The following is a 14,872-nucleotide window of genomic DNA, read 5'->3' as shown; positions in this document are numbered from 1 at the left end:
GACTCCCCCTCCTCACGGCCCGGTCAGCGCCGGAGGCCGACGAAACTGCGGCCCGCGGTGTGCCAGGTCACCGAACGGGTCCAGCCGGCGCCCGCGGCTTCGCCGCACAGGGCGCGGGCGCCGAGCCGGGCCCACCAGAAGGGCGCCCCGCGGCCGCCGCGGCCGTCGTCGACGTGCACCTCGACGCGTTCGTCGACATCGGCGGTGGCCACCTCGACCAGCAGGGAGCCGCCCGGGGCGGCGAGTTGGGCGGCGCGGTGGAGCAGGGCGGCCGGGTCGCCCCCGATGCCGATGTTGCCGTCGATGAGCAGGACCGTGCCCCAGCGGCCCTCGCCGGGCAGCGGATCGAAGACCGACCGGCACAGGGCGCTGCCGCCGGCCCGTGTCGTACGGGCCACCGCCTCGGGGGTGACGTCCACCCCCAGCGCCCGGTGCCCGCGTGCGGCGAGGGTGGCGACGAGGCGCCCGGGGCCGCAGCCGATGTCCAGGACGGGCCCCGTGCAGCGGGCCAGCACGCCTTCGTCGGCCTCGTCGGGCTCGGCGCACCAGCGCTCCACGTCCAGCGGCAGCAACCAGCCGTCCGAACGCCGCAGGTAGAGCGGGCCCTGTCCGGCGCGCAGCGCGTCTGCGTAGGGGTCGGCCCGCCAGGCGAGGGCCGGTTCGGTGAGCTGGGCGGTCATCGGGTCACCGCTCGGAGGCCTCCGTGCAGGGCGGCGAAGCGGGTGCCGGGTGCGGCGGCGACCCGCGCCGCATCGGCCGGGGTGTCCACGTCGCACAGCTCGGGCAGGTCCCGTACCGCGCGCCCCGAGGCGATCAGCCGCGCTCGCTGCTCCTCGCCCGTGGTCGGCAGGGACATGGGGACGCCGAGGAGCAGGGCGGGGTCGGGGTCGGCCAGGCCGAGCGCCCAGAAACCGCCGTCGTCGGCGGGGCCGAACCAGGCGTCCGTCTCACTGAAGTCGAGTCCCCTGGCCAGGAGTTCCGGGGTGACCTGCGGGGTGTCCATACCGACGAGCAGGGCCGGTCCGCCGGCCCGCGCGAAGGCGGCGGCCAGCCGGGCGTCGAGCCCGCCCGCGCACTGCGGGACGACCTCGATGCCGTGGGGCAGCCAGGGCCCGGGGCGCCCGTCGAGCACCAGGACGCGCCGCCGGGCCGGGGTGGCGAGTACGGCGGCCAGGGTGTCCTGGAGCGCGGCCCGGGCCAGGTCGGCGGCCTGCTCGGGGGTGAAGTGCGGGGTGAGGCGGGTCTTGACCCGGCCCGCGGCCGGAGCCTTGGCGATGACGAGGAGGGTGCTCATGCGGCGACCCCTTCGGTGGGCGCGGACCGGGTGCCCGACGGCTCGGCGAGCACCTTGCGCATGTCCCGTACGGCGTGCCAGGTGCCCCGCCAGGTGCCGGTGACCTTGGACTTCCCGGAGCGGGGCAGGTACGGGACGTCCGTCTCGGCGACCCGCCAGCCGGCGTCGGCGGCCCGTACGACCATCTGGAGCGGGTAGCCGCTGCGCCGGTCGGTCAGTTCCAGGCCGAGCAGTGCCTCGCGTCGGGCGACCCGCATCGGTCCGAGGTCGTGCAGCCGCAGTCCGGTGCGGCGGCGCAGCATCCGGGCCAGCGCGAGGTTTCCGGCACGGGCGTGTACGGGCCATGCGCCGACCTCCTGCGGGCGGCGGCGGCCGAGCAGCAGGTCCGCCTCGCCCGCGGCGACCCGCCCGGCCATGGCGGCGAGCCGTCCGGGATCCATGGAGGCGTCACAGTCGCAGAAGCAGACCAGGTCGGCGCGGGCCGCGAGGAGCCCCGCGTGGCAGGCGGCGCCGAAACCGCGCCGGCTCTCGTGCACGACGGTGGCGCCGAGGCCACGGGCGATCTCCGCCGAGCCGTCGGTCGATCCGTTGTCGACGACGATGGCCCGCCACCCGGCCGGCACGCGAGCCAGCACCCAGGGAAGCGCTTCCGCCTCGTCGAGGCACGGCAGTACGAGGTCCGCGCGGGGCGGAGCACAAGCTGATGAAGTCACCCTCCACACCGTAGGAAGCGGAAACGGGGAAAAGGGGCCCGCAGACCTTACGAAACACGGACGCCGTACGGGAGCGGGGGGTCGGCGCCCCGCCCGGGCCCGGGCGGGTGACAGCCTGGTGCCATGGCAGTGAGCAATGTGGAGAGTACGAACGGGGAACCCGGCGCCGACGGCACCGACCGGGTCGGCGCCCTGGGCAGCGTGCTGGTCGTCGACGACGACCCGACCGTCTCGGAGGTCGTGGCCGGATACCTGGAGCGGGCCGGTTTCGCGGTGCGCCTGGCGGCGGACGGCGCGGCCGGCCTGCGCGCCGCCGAGGAGCACCGGCCCGACCTGATGGTCCTCGACCTGATGCTTCCCGGTATGGACGGGCTGGAGGTCTGCCGCCGGCTGCGGGCGCGGGAGGACGGCGGGCGGCCCGTCCCGGTCATCATGCTCACCGCGCGCGGCGACGAGGACGACCGGATCCTGGGCCTGGAGGTGGGCGCGGACGACTACGTGACCAAGCCCTTCAGCCCGCGGGAACTCGTCCTGCGGGTGCGGTCGGTCCTGCGCCGGGCGCAGGCCGGTGCCCCGGCAGGTGCCCCGGAGGGCGGTCCGCGTCTCGCGGTGGCGGGCCTGACCCTGGACCCGGCGGCCCGCCGGGCGCACAAGGCGGGCCGGGAACTCGCGCTCACCCTGCGGGAGTTCGATCTCCTCGCCTACTTCCTGCGGCATCCCGGGCAGGTCTGCGACCGGGAGCGGCTGATGCGCGAGGTCTGGGGCTGGGACTTCGGCGACCTGTCGACGGTCACCGTGCACGTCCGGCGGCTCCGCGGGAAGATCGAGGACGATCCGGCGAACCCGCAGCTGATCCGGACCGTCTGGGGCGCCGGTTACCGCTTCGAGGCGGCCCAGGACCCCGGCGCGCAGTCGGCCCTGCGGAGCGGGGACGGCCATGCGTGACCTGCTGCTGATCGCCCTGTACGCCCTCGGCGGCGCGGGCGCCGCCGGACTGCTCGGGGCCGTGGCGCTGCGGATACTGCGCCGGCGCAGCGTCGCCGTCTCCCTGGCGATCGTCGCCGCGGTCGCCGTGTCCGCGATGCTCGCCGGGACGCTGACCGTGGCCTGGGCCATGTTCCTGTCCTCCCACGACCTGGCGGTCGTGACCATGGTCGTGGCGATGGCCGCGGCCGTCTCGATGGCCACCGCGCTGCTGCTGGGCCGCCAGGTCGTCCGGCGCTGCCGGGAACTGGTCGGCGCGGCCCGCGTCTTCGGGGAGGAGGGCATGTTCGCGGCACCCGTGGTGCCCGCCCCCGCCGAATTGGCCGCACTGAGCCGCGAGTTGGCCCTCACCAGCGAACGGCTGGCCGCTTCCCGCGATCGCGAGCAGGCCCTGGAGGCCTCGCGGCGCGAGCTCGTGGCATGGATCTCGCACGACCTGCGCACCCCGCTGGCCGGGCTGCGGGCCATGTCGGAGGCGCTGGAGGACGGCATGGCCGCCGACCCCGCCCGCTACCACCGGCAGATGCGCACCGAGGTCGACCGCCTCAACTCCATGGTCGGCGACCTCTTCGAGCTCTCCCGCATCCACGCGGGCGCGCTGACCCTGTCCCCCACCCGCATGTCCCTCCACGACCTGGTGGGCGACGCCCTGGCCGGCACCGACGCGCTGGCCCGCGAGCACGGCGTACGGCTGGTCGGCGCGGGTGTCGCCTCGCTGCCGGTGGAGGTGGACGGCAAGGAGATGACCCGGGTGCTGTCCAACCTCCTGGTCAACGCCATCCGCCACACCCCGGCCGACGGTACGGTCGCGATCGCCGCCGAACGCCGCGCGGACTGCGTGGTGCTCTCGGTCACCGACGCCTGCGGAGGCATCCCCGAGGAGGACCTCCCGCGCGTCTTCGACACGGGCTGGCGCGGCACCCCGGCCCGCACCCCTCCCTCGGGCGCGGGCCTGGGCCTCGCGATCGTCCGGGGCATCGTCGAGGCCCACGCGGGCCACGCGAACGTCCGCAACGTATCCGGCGGCTGCCGCTTCGAACTGACGCTCCCGGCCGCCGCGGGCTAGGCAGTGTCGGACAAATGATCACGATTTGGTTCGCGGAGCCAGACGGTCAGCGAGGCCAGGATGACTCCGGCGCGGTAGCGAAGCCCGCCCCGGGCACCCACCCGGTGTCACCAGCGCGGGCGGGTACCACGTGGGCCCTCCTGTGCGACGGTTGCCCTGCTGCTGTTGCTCAAGGCACATCTATGGGCTCGTAGAGCACGTCGGTTCTGAGAATTGTTTTCGTACCCTCAAGAAGCGGGGCCGAGTCGTGAAGCGTCCGATGCCAGAAGAGGAGCGCATCGCCCGGTTCGGGGCGGTGGGCGCTCAATATTTCCTCAGGCTCTGCGAGCCGGGGCCAGTCCGAGAAGTCGCGTTGCGCAAAGGGAAGGTCGTTCTGCTTGTCGGCGATGAACCGCGTTTCTCCGCCCACCGCCTCGTACGACAGGTAGACGACGACCGTCAGGTGAGTTCGCGTTCCGTCGGGGGCGAAATAGGGTGAATCGTAGTGCGGGACAAGAAATCCGCCGTGTTCGTAGGTGATGAAGCGCATACGCGGATTGACGGACGCCGGCTTCCAGGACCTTCCGTCTGTATCCGTCGGATCGTCCGGTCCTACTTCAAACGACAGAAACGTCCGCAGCCTGCGGTAGAATTCCGCCGCCAAGACTTCGGAGTCAGCCGTGGCACGGAGAGAGCCGACCGGATCTCCCTCTGCGTAGTTGGCGGCAATGCCGTCCAGACCTACCGGCACAAAGCGCTGGGCAGCGAGTTCGGCCGCGAATACCTCCACTTCAGCCGGAGTGAGGAAATGGCGAATCACCCTGGCATCGACGTGTGGGATCTCCGACTCGGTCGGGACCCATGAGTCATCGGCGGATATTCGACTCAGCGTTTCTTCGGAGAGGTCGAAGGGATTTACCGGCATTGCGAACATGCTCACTTTTCCGTCCTGATGTTATTGTCGATGCCACCGCGGCCGCGGCTCCAAGCACCCAGAACGGCCGCGGGCGGCACAGTGAGGTGAATGGCGGAACTGCTGGCCACGTACTTGTGCGCATTGAATCCGTGGAGGCACTCCAGGCGTGCTGCGAGTCCCTCGAATTCGAGGTGGGCGAATTCCGGCCAACTCTTTTTGTGTGATTCTCTCTCGCCGGACGGGATCGCGAGCCGTTCCGGACAGAGCTCGACGAAGTCGTACGAGGCCCGAAGGCGACGGAATCGAGGCTGTTGTGTCGCAGGCGCCCGTTCAGCACTCGACACTTCTCGCGAACGCAGTCGGCCGCTTCGAACGCTCGGACTGAGCGGATTCCGGAAAGGCAATCGAGGAGAACAGGGTGCAGCGTGGCGGAGGGGGACTGGCGTGGCGCACGAAACGCTCCTGGCGGGTGGATTTCTCCGGGAGGAGAGAGGTTGCGTCATCCGAGTTCACACTTCGATCGACGCGCTTCTTCGCGTCGGCACGCGGCGCCACGAGCGCCGGAGTCCTCGAGGGTTCGAAGTGCACGAGCGGTGGATCGGAGAGCAGGGATCGCGGATCAGGGATCAGGCGCTGGGGTGCCACAGCGCCGAAATAAGGACCGCCTTGCGCCGATCCCTGCCGGGTCCGGGGGTCAGGCGGCAGGCGGCCGCCGGCCGGCTGGTGCGCGCCGGCATGGCTCCGGGCTCGTGCCCGACGTCACGGCCGTGCGCGCGGCGGCGGATCGAGGCCCCTGGAGTCAATGCCCGCAGGGAGCGGGGGCCGCTGAGCGATTATCGTCACGATGACGAGATTAGACCGGGGTGAACCCACAAAGCAAGCAGGACGTCCCCAATGCGGCGGAAGGGGGCGGGAGGCGGGGCAGAGACCGGCTCGGGGGGCTACTGATGCGCGGTAGCCCCCCGAGCAGCACTGGGCCGCTCCGTACCGGGTGACCGCACGTGCGGTGTGGGAACACCGCTCTGACGCGGGGCCAGGCCGCCCGGCGTCGCTGTCCGTTGCCAATGAAGTTGGTCGAGTGCGGTGTCCTGACCCGGGTCGACCAAGACTTGTCCCCGATAATTGATCTTGTGGCAGATCGAGGTGGGTCGACGGACGCGGCGTGGGAGCGGATCGAGCCCTTGTTGCCGCAGGTGGATGGGCATGGTCGGCCGTGGCGTGATCACCGACAGGTGGTCAACGGTGTGCTGTGGCGGTTGCGGACCGGGGCGCCGTGGCGTGACCTGCCCGAGCGGTATGGGCCGTGGCAGACGGTCTACGAGCGGTTCGCCCGCTGGGAGGCGGATGGCACGTGGGCAAGGCTGTAATTTGCATGCTTGTGGCAGATTCCGGAACTCGCCGCTTCACGCTGATCGGCGGGGGCGGTGCATCGAGCGAACAGGCCGGGTTGGCGGCCGTGGTGACCTTGCAGCGCCGGGCTGCGGCCGGTGCATCGCTGGGTGATGCGCGGACGCTGTTCCAGGACACGCTCGCGGAGTACTGCTGGGCGCGGGATGTGGCCGGGTTGGCCGCGACGACGCTGAACCGGCTGGTGCAGCCGGTGATCGAGGTCTGTTCCTTCTACGACGTGGTGCCGTGGGAGCTGTCCTCGCGGGCCTTGGACAAGTACTTCGCCGGGCCGGGGAAACGGGCTCACTCCACGAACCGCCGGAAGATCACCTTGATCGACCACTACTTCGCGTTCTTGGAGCAGCGCTACGCGGGGGAGATCGCGCGCCGGTTCGGTGCAGTGGTGGAGTCGCCAGTCGATGCGTTCAACCGGCCGCGGCACCGTGGTGACTTCGGGCTGCGGATTCCGCCGTCGCCGGCGGAGATGAAGGCGTTCTTCGCAGCGTGGCGTCAGGAGCCGCGGCAGGCGCGGAAGTACCCGGTGGCGGCGCGGAGCCACGTGATGTCGAAGGTCGCGTACGTCTCCGGGGTGCGGGCCACGGAGCTGCGCCTGGTTCGGCTGGGCGATCTGTTCTGGGACCAGGGACAGTGGGGCCGGTTCCTCGCCCAGGGAAAGGGAGCCCGCGGCTCGGGACCGCGCGAGCGGATGGCGTTCATGTTCACCGAGGTACGTGGAGGAGGTCCGGGGCTTGTTCCCGGACGATGCGCAGGACCCGTTCGCGCCGCTGTTCCCGTCTGAGCGGCTGCCGACGTCGCCGGCGGACGTCTCGACTGCGGCGCCGGTCCATCCGGACGCCTTCCGGCGTGCCCTTCGGGCGGCGTCGCTGGCCCACTTGAAGGGCACGGTGACGGTGCTGTTCCCGCATCCGCTGCGCCACGCGTGTGCAACGCACAACTACCAAAGCGGGATGCCGTTGTGGGATGTGCAGGTGCTGCTGGGGCACGAGTGGCCGACGACTACCGTCGGCTACCTAGCCAGCGCCCAGGGGGACCCGGAGCGGGCCAGCCTGGAGTCGTCCCGGCGTGCGGTGCGCGTCAGCGCCGCCCCCGCCGTACACCGCCAGCTCCTCGCCCGCTGCCAGCCGCTCGACGGTGCCCAAGGCGTCCCTGCGGTACCGGCTCAGCGCAAGGCCCGCCGCGAGTACGAGAACCGGGTCAGCGCCCTCACGCCCTGACCATGATCAATCTCAGCACCAATCGCCGTACCGATGTTCCTACCAGTCTCACACCCGGATCAGCGGGGCAGGATGCGCAGTACTGCCTCGCGTTCGCCGCTGAGCCGCAGGCCTTGCTGTACTGCGGCGCTCAGATCGAGGTCGCCGAGCAGGGTCGCGGCCAGCAGGTGCGGCGGTCCGGTCAGTGACGCGGTGGGGTGGTCGACCCGGCCGGCGTGTGTGTGCACCGAGCCGTCCTTGACTTCGATGACCAGGTCTTCGTTGCCGTCGGCGTGCAGTTGCAGGGCGATTGCCGGCTGGTCGGGGCGGTGGTCGGTCAGTGCCCGGGCGGGCATGTCCAGCCAGTGGGTGCGGAAGGTGTCGCTGCCGGCCGGCTCACGCAACAGCGGAATTCCCCATCGGCTCAGTTCCTGCAGCACCGGCTCCAGCTCGCGGCCACGCTCGGTGAGGGAGAACAGGGTGGTGGCCACCGGCGGCGGGGCGGCCTCGCGGTGGATCAGGCCGGCTTCCTCGAGTTCGCGGAGCCGGTCGACCAGCAGGTTGCTGGCGATCCCGGGCAGCCCGTTGCGCAGGTCGGTGTGCCGGCAAGGACCCAGGGCGAGCAGTTCGCGGATGATCAGCAGGGTCCATCGGTCACCGATGGTGTCCAGTGCTTTCGCGATGCCGCAGTACTGCCCGTAGGTGCGCATGCCACCACCCTACATCGTGGTGTTGAGATTCAAAACTCTCTTGTTGACTTTCTCAACAACGTCCGTCTAGCGTCGCTGCCATGACCACCACCCTTTCCGTGCGTCGGCTGGCCTGGGCCGGCGTCGAGATCCGTCTCGGCGACACCCGCCTGCTGATCGACCCGCTCGAGAACGTCGCTCCGCTGGCGCCGGTGATGGGGCCGCCGCACCGGCCGGTCGACCCGGTCGATACCCCGCCCGGCACCCACGCCCTCATCACCCACCTGCACCCCGACCACTACGACCACGACCTGATCGCCCGGATCGCGGCCACCGGCACGATCGGCTGCCACACCCCGAGCGCGACGGCGCTGCGCGAGGTGGGCATCACCCCCGTTGCCCAGGACCTGGGCCAGTCACGCCGCATCGGAGAGCTGACCGTCATCCCGGTGACCTCGCTGGACTGGCGCGGCAACGACTGCGACCAGGTCGCCTGGGTCGTCGAAGGCGCCGGCCGGCGGGTCATTCACTGCGGCGACACCCAGTGGCACGGCAGCTGGTGGCAGATCGCCCGCGACCACGGCCCGTTCGACGTCGCGTTCGTCCCGGTCAACGGCGTCATCGCCCACTTCGAGGGCTACGCGGCCAACGTCCCGGCGACCATGACCCCCGAGCAGGGCGTCGAGGCCGCCGTCGCACTCGGCGCCGACACCGTCTGCGCCATGCACTACGGCCTGTTCCACAACCCGCCGTTCTACACCGAACAACCCGACATCGAGCAGCGCTTCCAGCACGCCGCCGCCGAGCGCGGCATCACCGCGGCCATCGTCGCCGACGGCCAGCCCGTCCTGTGACCATCAGAAACAAGGAGCAACACATGAAGATCGTCCTGTTCGGTGCCAGCGGCAACATCGGCCGTCCCGCCACCGAGGAACTACTGCGTCGCGGCCACACCGTCACCGCGGTCACCCGAGCCGGCCACCTCGACGGCCTGGATCACAAGGCCCTGACCGTGACCACCGGTGACGTCACCGACGCCGCCGCGGTCGCCGGCCTCGCCGCCTCCCACGACGCCGTACTGTCGGCCGTCGGCCCCCGGATCGGCCAGGAGAACGACCGCGCCACGATCGTCGGTGCCGCCCGTGCGCTGATCGACGGACTCCGCCGAGCCGGCGTCACCCGCCTGGTCACCATCGGCGGTGCCGGTAGCCTGCGCACGCCGACCGGCGCCCGGGTCATGGACGACCCGGGCTTCCCCGCGCTGTGGAAGGCCAATGCCGAGGCCCAGTCCGAAGCGCTCGACCTCTACCTCGGCGTGCACGACCTCGACTGGACGTACGTGTCGCCCGCCGCGGTCATCGGAGCGGGCGAGCGGACCGGGGCCTACCGCAGCGCCGGGGACACCCTGCTCACCGACGACGACGGCAACAGCCGCATCTCGTACGCCGACTACGCGATCGCCTTGGCCGACACGATCGAGAGCGGCACCGCGATCCGCCGCCGCATCACCGTGGCGTACTGAGCCATGAGCAACGACGCCACCGGCCGGCAAACCCTATTCATCGTCCTGCTCGCAGCGCTCGTGGCCCTGGGACCACTGTCCATCGACGGCTACCTGCCCGGACTGCCGGACCTCGCCGGCGACCTGCGCGCCAGCGCCGCGGCCACCCAGCTCACCATCACCGCCTGCCTCGCCGGGCTGGCCATCGGGCAGCTGATCGCCGGGCCGCTGAGCGACACCTACGGCCGGCGGCGTCCGTTGCTGGCGGGCCTCGCCCTCTACACGATCGCCAGCGCGCTCTGCGCGGTGGCACCCGACGTCCGGACACTCATCGGCCTACGCCTGGTCCAGGGCATCGGCGGGGCGTTCGGCATCGTCATCGCCAACGCCATGGTCCGCGACCGCACCTCCGGAACCCGCACCGCACGTCTCTTCTCCGCACTGACCTTGATCACCGGCCTGGCGCCGGTGTTCGCGCCGGTCCTCGGCGGCCAGCTACTGCGCGTCACGGCCTGGCCGGGGATCTTCGTGGGCCTGGCCGTACTCGGCGCCGTGATGCTGGCGGCCTCCGCCGCAGGACTGCCGGAGACCCGGTCCTCCGCGTCACGCCAGCCGCTGCCGGCTGTCGTCGGGCAGCTGCTCAGCGACCGGGTCTTCACCGGGTACGTCCTGGCCAACGGCCTGGTCTTCGCGGCGATGTTCGCCTACATCTCCGGCTCGCCGTTCGTCCTGCAGGAAATCCACGGCCTGTCACCGCAGCAGTACAGCGCCGTGTTCGCCGTCAACGCCGCCGGACTCATTGCAGCCGCCCAGATCAGCGGCCGGCTGGTGGCCCGGGCCGGCGCCCGCGTGCTGCTGCTCGCCGGTCTGCTGGGCGCGACAGCCGGTGGCACCACGGTCCTGGGCGCGGTGCTGACACGGGCACCCCTGCCCGTGCTCCTGATCGGCCTGTTCGTCCTGGTCTCCAGCGTGGGCCTGGTCATGCCGAACGCCGCGGCCCAGGCCCTGGCCGACCACGGCGGACACGCCGGGTCGGCAGCCGCTCTGCTCGGCTTCAGCCAGTTCATGATCGGCGGGGCACTTGCTCCGCTGGCCGGCGCGGGTGGCGCCACCGACGCCTTGCCGATGGGAATCATCGTCGCCGTGCTGCCGGCGCTCGCTCTGCTCACACTCGGCGTCCTCACCCGGTCGATGCCCGGTGAGCGCACTCGCAGGCCGGCTCGCCAAGGACGTGCCGGGCACCGGCGACCGCGCAGGCACATCGATCGCAGACGAGCCGGCATCCAGTGAATCGGGCCGGCGTCTGGCGAACAGGGTGAGTCCGCGATCAGCGTGACAGACGTACGACGACGGTCGGGTGCAGCGACGCGTGGAACGCGAAAGATCGGCGTCCCGCCGCAACGAGGCAAAACCTCCGCGATCCGCCGGCTCGTCCTCCAAGCCCCGGCACCCATCATCGCGAAGTCACTCGGCTACCACGACAAGACCGCCACCCGCCTGGTCACCGAAGCCGGAGGAACCTGGAGTCGATATGCACCTGGCGACCACACACGCTGACAGGAGCGACGTGGCTGCTCTGGTGAGCCAAGCTCCCGCGACCGGCCCGATGTCAGTACCAGGTGGCAGGCTCTGCCTCCATGAACAAGCAGCAGTTCTGGCAGCTCATTGAGGCAGCCCGCAATCGGGCGTCCAACCCGAACGACGGCGAAGCGGTCGCTCGCGAGGCGACCTCGCTGCTGGCCTCCCGGCCGGTCGAGGAGATCGTCGCAGCTGAGCAGGTTCTGTGGGACCTGATGGTTGACTCCTACAGCAATCCTCTCTGGGCCGCTGCTTACCTTGCCAACGGTGGGTGCTCTGACGACGGCTTCGACTACTTCCGCGGCTGGCTGATCGCTCAGGGCTGTGAAGTATTCGAGCGCGTAGTCGCTGATCCCGATGCCCTGGCAGAACTGCCCATCGTTCAAGCCTCCGCAGCCGACGGCTTCGACCTGGAGGGTGAGGACACGCTGGGCATCGCCTGGAACGCACACATCTCGGCGACCGGTGATCAGCTCCCAGCGAGCCCACCCACCATCCGCTACCGGGAGCTGGACCCCACCTGGAACTTCGATTTCGATGACCACGACGAAATGACCCGCCGACTGCCCCGCTTGGCAGCTCTCTATCTGGAGTAAGCGGAAGCTCGCAGTCACAAGACGAGGTCCAACAGCAGAGAACGAGACTCCCGGATCACTGTCGGTCTCATCGGGCCATGCACACGCCTCGGCTGACGAATACGCGACACCTCAACATGCGCGCCTACCGGTCAAGCGCCGCCAAACCCGTCGAGGATCCGCAGCGGACTACAGCAAGGACGGTGGGATCCCGCCGGGGGGGCAGTGTGGGAATCGGCGAACCCGTCGGATTCCGTTCGCCCAGGTCCTCGACGGGATCCACATCCCGCGCATCGCCAAGGGCCGCCCGGCCGCGAGGGCGGCGACGCGCCGGGCCGTGGTCGGCCGTGGAAGCTGTCCCTGGAGGACCGGCTGCTACTGGTGGCCGCGTACTGGCACACCAACTCGGCCCTGCCCCGACTCGCGCCGCTCTTCGGAGTGTCCAAGTCCACCGCCGATCGGGTCATCGACCGCCTCGGCGCCATCCGCCGCGGGTCAGCCGGGTGATCCGAAAGTAGCGGCCTGCCGTCCGGCCTCCGGGAGGCGGCCCGGTCACGTGCTCCGGCATCGTCGACCCGCCGGAGCAGCGCGCACGTGAGCAGCTCCTGGTACGGCTTGCACTGGAGCTGCAGCGGTGGAGCCATGTCACCGAAGGACTCGGCGAACGCGCGCGGAGATCCGACCAGTTCCAGCAGCACCCGATTCGCAGCGTCGTCGCCGACGAGGCCGGGCGCCAGGGCTGCGCCGTGAACCCTTCGGCGGCCTCACCGCCCGCCACTATCCCCGGCAGGATCTCCACTCACGTGCAAGGGTCTTGCCATGGACAGGTTAGAGCGCAGTGAGAAGACATCGACCGGCCAAGGCACTTGTCTGCTGACCGTCGTCGGTCCGCGCAAGGGCGAGGGCAACAGCCCGACGGGGATCGTCGGCCGGTGCCTGGCACGTCAGTTGCTCGCCATGGGGCGGCAGGTGCGGGTGCTGGCCGAGCCGGGCCAGTGCGGCGACTGGTCCGACACGGTCGAGGTCGTGGAAGGGTCCATCACCCGCCCGCTGGAGAGCGCCCGGGCCTTCGACGGTGTCGGGGCCGTGTTCCTCGCCGGGGCCCTGCCGTCGACGGTCCGGGACGCCCTTGCTCTCGCTCGGGACGCCGGAGCCGGAAAGGTCGTCCTGCTGTCGTCCCACGGGCCGGAGTACGAGGAGGCGAATCCGCCGGAGACCTGGTTCTGGCTGGCGATCGAGAAGGCGGTGGAGCACTCGGGCATCGCCTGGACGCACATCCGGCCGTCGGCCGTGATGGGTGCCGTTGTCGAGGGCACCTACCCGGCGACGGGGTCGGACTGGCCCGACACCGTCCGGGCCGACGGGACGGTCCGGGAGGCCTTCCTCACCGAGGGGCACTACCCCTTCATCCATGAGGAGGACCTCGCCGCCGTGGCAGCCGTGGCCCTGACCGGTGACGAGCACGCCGGGACGGTCGTGGAGGCGGTGGGCCCGCCGCTGAGCACCCGTGCACGGATACGGAGCATCGCCGCGGCCCTCGGCCGCGACATCGGTACGGTCGATCTGGCGCCGGACGAGAGCCGGGCGGTCTGGCAGGGCCTCGGCTGGCCCGAGGGCGCGATCGACGTGACGCTGTACGCACTTGAGGAGTACGGCGCCCGGTACGCCGAGCTCCTCCGGTGGACCCTCGACCAGCGGCCGTCCGTGCAGGACGTCATCGGCCGCCCCCCGCGCACCTACGACGACTGGGTGAGCGAGAACATCGACTCATTCCGCTGACCCCGGCCGGCTGACCAGGATCCCCCCGCCGGAATCCCCGGGCCCGGACCGGGGCGGGGTCCCGCCGCCCGTCGCGAGCTCGGCCATGCCCGCGGCGAAGGGGACCGCCGGACGCCAGCCCAGCTCGCGCCGCAGGCGCGCCGAGTCGGCGGTGATGTGCCGGACGTCGCCGAGCCGGTACTCGCCGGTGACGACCGGGGCCGGGCCACCGCACGCGGCGGCCAGTGCCCCGGCCATGTCGCCGACGGTCCTCGGGTCGCCGCTGCCGACGTTGTACGCGGTGAAGCCCCCGGGTCCGTGCCCGGACCCGGGGCCGGTGCCCGCAGCCGCGTCCGCCTGCGCCAGGGACTCCAGCGCGACGGCATTGGCCCCGGCCACGTCCCGCACGTGGACGAAGTCCCGGCGCTGTCCGCCGTCCTCGAAGACGCGCGGCGCCTCGCCCCGCGCGAGCGAGGACCGGAACAGTGCGGCCACCCCCGCGTACGGGGTGTCCCGGGGCATCCCCGGCCCGTAGACGTTGTGGTAGCGCAGCGAGATGACGCGTCCGCCGGTCGCCCTGGCCCAGGAGGACGCGAGGTGTTCCTGGGCGAGCTTGGTCGTGGCGTAGACGTTGCGCGGGTCCGTCGGGGCGTCCTCCCCGACCAGCCCCGGCGCCAGGTCGGCGCCGCAGGCCGGGCAGCGCGGCTCGAACCTCCCGGCCCTCAGATCGCTCTCGTCGCGCGGGCCGGGCCGTACCACTCCGTGGGCGGGGCACTCGTAGCGTCCCTCGCCGTAGACGACCATCGATCCGGCGAGCAGCAGCCGCGGCACCCGAGCCCGTGCCATCGCGGCCAGCAGGACCGCGGTGCCGAGGTCGTTGGCCGACACGTAGTCGGGCGCGTCCCCGAAGTCCTTCCCCAGGCCCACCTTGGCCGCCTGGTGGCAGACCGCCTCCATGCCCGCCAGCGCGCGGGCCACGGCATCCGGGTCCCGTACGTCCCGCCCGTCCCGCGCCAGGTCGAGGACGGCCGGCTCGTGCCCGCGGCCGATCAGCTCGGCGACGATGTGCGAGCCGATGAAGCCCGCGCCTCCAGTCACAAGTACACGCATGCCCCGACGCTATTGCGCGTACGGCCCCGCGCCGTGTCCGGCGGGCCGCACGTCACGGTTCCGTAAGAACCCCGGGGTCCCCGTCCGGCCGGCCGCTCCCCCGGGG

Annotated in this window: 15 protein-coding genes and 2 pseudogenes; 11 read left to right on the top strand and 6 right to left on the bottom strand. The window is 71.4% G+C overall.

From position 1 onward, the window contains the following. Window positions 1-23: 23 nt before the first annotated feature. From ACWGE1_RS34330 to ACWGE1_RS34320, 3 genes are read right to left on the bottom strand one after another with little or no spacing between them, the layout of a single operon-like run. Window positions 24-680 (bottom strand): class I SAM-dependent methyltransferase, encoded by a 657-nt coding sequence (locus ACWGE1_RS34330; protein WP_453424369.1) that lies wholly within the window; start codon window positions 678-680, stop codon window positions 24-26. After that, window positions 677-1,294, bottom strand: coding sequence for a TIGR04282 family arsenosugar biosynthesis glycosyltransferase (locus ACWGE1_RS34325; protein ID WP_453424368.1), 618 nt, complete (start codon window positions 1,292-1,294; stop codon window positions 677-679). The genes ACWGE1_RS34330 and ACWGE1_RS34325 overlap by 4 nt, the downstream gene beginning before the upstream one ends. After that, window positions 1,291-2,007 (bottom strand): glycosyltransferase family 2 protein, encoded by a 717-nt coding sequence (locus ACWGE1_RS34320; RefSeq protein ID WP_453424367.1) that lies wholly within the window; start codon window positions 2,005-2,007, stop codon window positions 1,291-1,293. Before ACWGE1_RS34320 ends, ACWGE1_RS34325 begins: the two co-directional genes overlap by 4 nt. 201 nt (window positions 2,008-2,208) lie before the next feature. Here ACWGE1_RS34320 and ACWGE1_RS34315 point away from each other — a divergent pair, with 201 nt between their 5' ends. Further along, window positions 2,209-2,952, top strand: coding sequence for a response regulator transcription factor (locus ACWGE1_RS34315; RefSeq protein WP_453424371.1), 744 nt, complete (start codon window positions 2,209-2,211; stop codon window positions 2,950-2,952). Next, a complete protein-coding gene (locus ACWGE1_RS34310; RefSeq protein WP_453424366.1) occupies window positions 2,945-4,057 on the top strand; it encodes a sensor histidine kinase in 1,113 nt (370 codons plus the stop codon). The genes ACWGE1_RS34315 and ACWGE1_RS34310 overlap by 8 nt, the downstream gene beginning before the upstream one ends. Before the next feature lie 169 nt (window positions 4,058-4,226). Here the strand turns inward: ACWGE1_RS34310 and ACWGE1_RS34305 are convergent, their stop codons facing one another. After that, complete coding sequence (locus ACWGE1_RS34305) at window positions 4,227-4,970, bottom strand: 2OG-Fe(II) oxygenase (RefSeq protein ID WP_453424370.1); 744 nt, start codon at window positions 4,968-4,970, stop codon at window positions 4,227-4,229. A gap of 1,112 nt (window positions 4,971-6,082) precedes the next feature. On the opposite strand from ACWGE1_RS34305, the pseudogene ACWGE1_RS34300 reads away from it, so the two are divergent. The 3 genes and pseudogenes from ACWGE1_RS34300 to ACWGE1_RS34290 form a co-directional block, all read left to right on the top strand. Next, window positions 6,083-6,316, top strand: a pseudogene (locus ACWGE1_RS34300) (transposase); the annotation flags it as partial. A gap of 8 nt (window positions 6,317-6,324) precedes the next feature. After that, complete coding sequence (locus ACWGE1_RS34295) at window positions 6,325-7,140, top strand: hypothetical protein (RefSeq protein WP_453424365.1); 816 nt, start codon at window positions 6,325-6,327, stop codon at window positions 7,138-7,140. Continuing rightward, entirely contained in the window at window positions 7,091-7,576 is a 486-nt protein-coding gene (locus ACWGE1_RS34290) for a tyrosine-type recombinase/integrase (RefSeq protein ID WP_453424364.1), read from the top strand. The genes ACWGE1_RS34295 and ACWGE1_RS34290 overlap by 50 nt, the downstream gene beginning before the upstream one ends. A 59-nt stretch (window positions 7,577-7,635) precedes the next feature. Here the strand turns inward: ACWGE1_RS34290 and ACWGE1_RS34285 are convergent, their stop codons facing one another. After that, window positions 7,636-8,265 (bottom strand): winged helix-turn-helix transcriptional regulator, encoded by a 630-nt coding sequence (locus tag ACWGE1_RS34285; protein ID WP_453424363.1) that lies wholly within the window; start codon window positions 8,263-8,265, stop codon window positions 7,636-7,638. A gap of 80 nt (window positions 8,266-8,345) precedes the next feature. Between ACWGE1_RS34285 and ACWGE1_RS34280 the strand changes: the two genes are divergently transcribed. The 6 genes and pseudogenes from ACWGE1_RS34280 to ACWGE1_RS34255 all read left to right on the top strand — a co-directional run bounded on the left by ACWGE1_RS34280 (window position 8,346) and on the right by ACWGE1_RS34255 (window position 13,677). Continuing rightward, the gene (locus tag ACWGE1_RS34280; protein WP_453424362.1) at window positions 8,346-9,098 is read left to right on the top strand and encodes an MBL fold metallo-hydrolase; all 753 of its coding nucleotides are present in this window, start codon (window positions 8,346-8,348) and stop codon (window positions 9,096-9,098) included. Between the two features lie 23 nt (window positions 9,099-9,121). Then, window positions 9,122-9,766 carry an NAD(P)-dependent oxidoreductase gene (locus ACWGE1_RS34275; RefSeq protein ID WP_453424361.1) on the top strand — a complete coding sequence of 215 codons (645 nt, stop codon included), beginning with the start codon at window positions 9,122-9,124 and terminating at the stop codon, window positions 9,764-9,766. 3 nt (window positions 9,767-9,769) lie between these two features. Beyond that, window positions 9,770-11,035, top strand: a complete 1,266-nt coding sequence (locus ACWGE1_RS34270) for a multidrug effflux MFS transporter (RefSeq protein ID WP_453424360.1) — start codon at window positions 9,770-9,772, stop codon at window positions 11,033-11,035. A gap of 347 nt (window positions 11,036-11,382) precedes the next feature. After that, window positions 11,383-11,919: a DUF4240 domain-containing protein gene (locus tag ACWGE1_RS34265; protein WP_453424359.1), complete on the top strand. Its 537-nt coding sequence runs from the start codon at window positions 11,383-11,385 to the stop codon at window positions 11,917-11,919. Between the two features lie 291 nt (window positions 11,920-12,210). Continuing rightward, window positions 12,211-12,378: pseudogene (locus ACWGE1_RS34260) on the top strand (helix-turn-helix domain-containing protein); the annotation flags it as partial. 339 nt (window positions 12,379-12,717) lie between these two features. Continuing rightward, window positions 12,718-13,677, top strand: a complete 960-nt coding sequence (locus ACWGE1_RS34255; protein ID WP_453424358.1) for an NAD(P)H-binding protein — start codon at window positions 12,718-12,720, stop codon at window positions 13,675-13,677. Here the strand turns inward: ACWGE1_RS34255 and ACWGE1_RS34250 are convergent. Continuing rightward, entirely contained in the window at window positions 13,666-14,766 is a 1,101-nt protein-coding gene (locus ACWGE1_RS34250; protein WP_453424357.1) for an NAD-dependent epimerase/dehydratase family protein, read from the bottom strand. The genes ACWGE1_RS34255 and ACWGE1_RS34250 overlap by 12 nt on opposite strands. Between the last annotated feature and the right edge of the window lie 106 nt (window positions 14,767-14,872).

The sequence above is a fragment of the Streptomyces sp. NPDC054932 genome (genome assembly GCF_053610205.1).
Note: the sequence above shows the minus strand (reverse complement) of the source record. Positions and strands in the feature narration are given on the sequence as shown.

Bases quoted from the DNA above. Each gene is read 5' to 3' on its own strand.
- ACWGE1_RS34305 (WP_453424370.1), bottom strand. From the start codon at position 4,970: ATGTTCGCAATGCCGGTAAATCCCTTCGACCTCTCCGAAGAAACGCTG.
- ACWGE1_RS34325 (WP_453424368.1), bottom strand. From the start codon at position 1,294: ATGAGCACCCTCCTCGTCATCGCCAAGGCTCCGGCCGCGGGCCGGGTC.
- ACWGE1_RS34280 (WP_453424362.1), top strand. From the start codon at position 8,346: ATGACCACCACCCTTTCCGTGCGTCGGCTGGCCTGGGCCGGCGTCGAG.
- ACWGE1_RS34330 (WP_453424369.1), bottom strand. From the start codon at position 680: ATGACCGCCCAGCTCACCGAACCGGCCCTCGCCTGGCGGGCCGACCCC.
- ACWGE1_RS34285 (WP_453424363.1), bottom strand. From the start codon at position 8,265: ATGCGCACCTACGGGCAGTACTGCGGCATCGCGAAAGCACTGGACACC.
- ACWGE1_RS34295 (WP_453424365.1), top strand. From the start codon at position 6,325: ATGCTTGTGGCAGATTCCGGAACTCGCCGCTTCACGCTGATCGGCGGG.
- ACWGE1_RS34270 (WP_453424360.1), top strand. From the start codon at position 9,770: ATGAGCAACGACGCCACCGGCCGGCAAACCCTATTCATCGTCCTGCTC.
- ACWGE1_RS34275 (WP_453424361.1), top strand. From the start codon at position 9,122: ATGAAGATCGTCCTGTTCGGTGCCAGCGGCAACATCGGCCGTCCCGCC.
- ACWGE1_RS34250 (WP_453424357.1), bottom strand. From the start codon at position 14,766: ATGCGTGTACTTGTGACTGGAGGCGCGGGCTTCATCGGCTCGCACATC.
- ACWGE1_RS34265 (WP_453424359.1), top strand. From the start codon at position 11,383: ATGAACAAGCAGCAGTTCTGGCAGCTCATTGAGGCAGCCCGCAATCGG.
- ACWGE1_RS34310 (WP_453424366.1), top strand. From the start codon at position 2,945: ATGCGTGACCTGCTGCTGATCGCCCTGTACGCCCTCGGCGGCGCGGGC.
- ACWGE1_RS34255 (WP_453424358.1), top strand. From the start codon at position 12,718: ATGGACAGGTTAGAGCGCAGTGAGAAGACATCGACCGGCCAAGGCACT.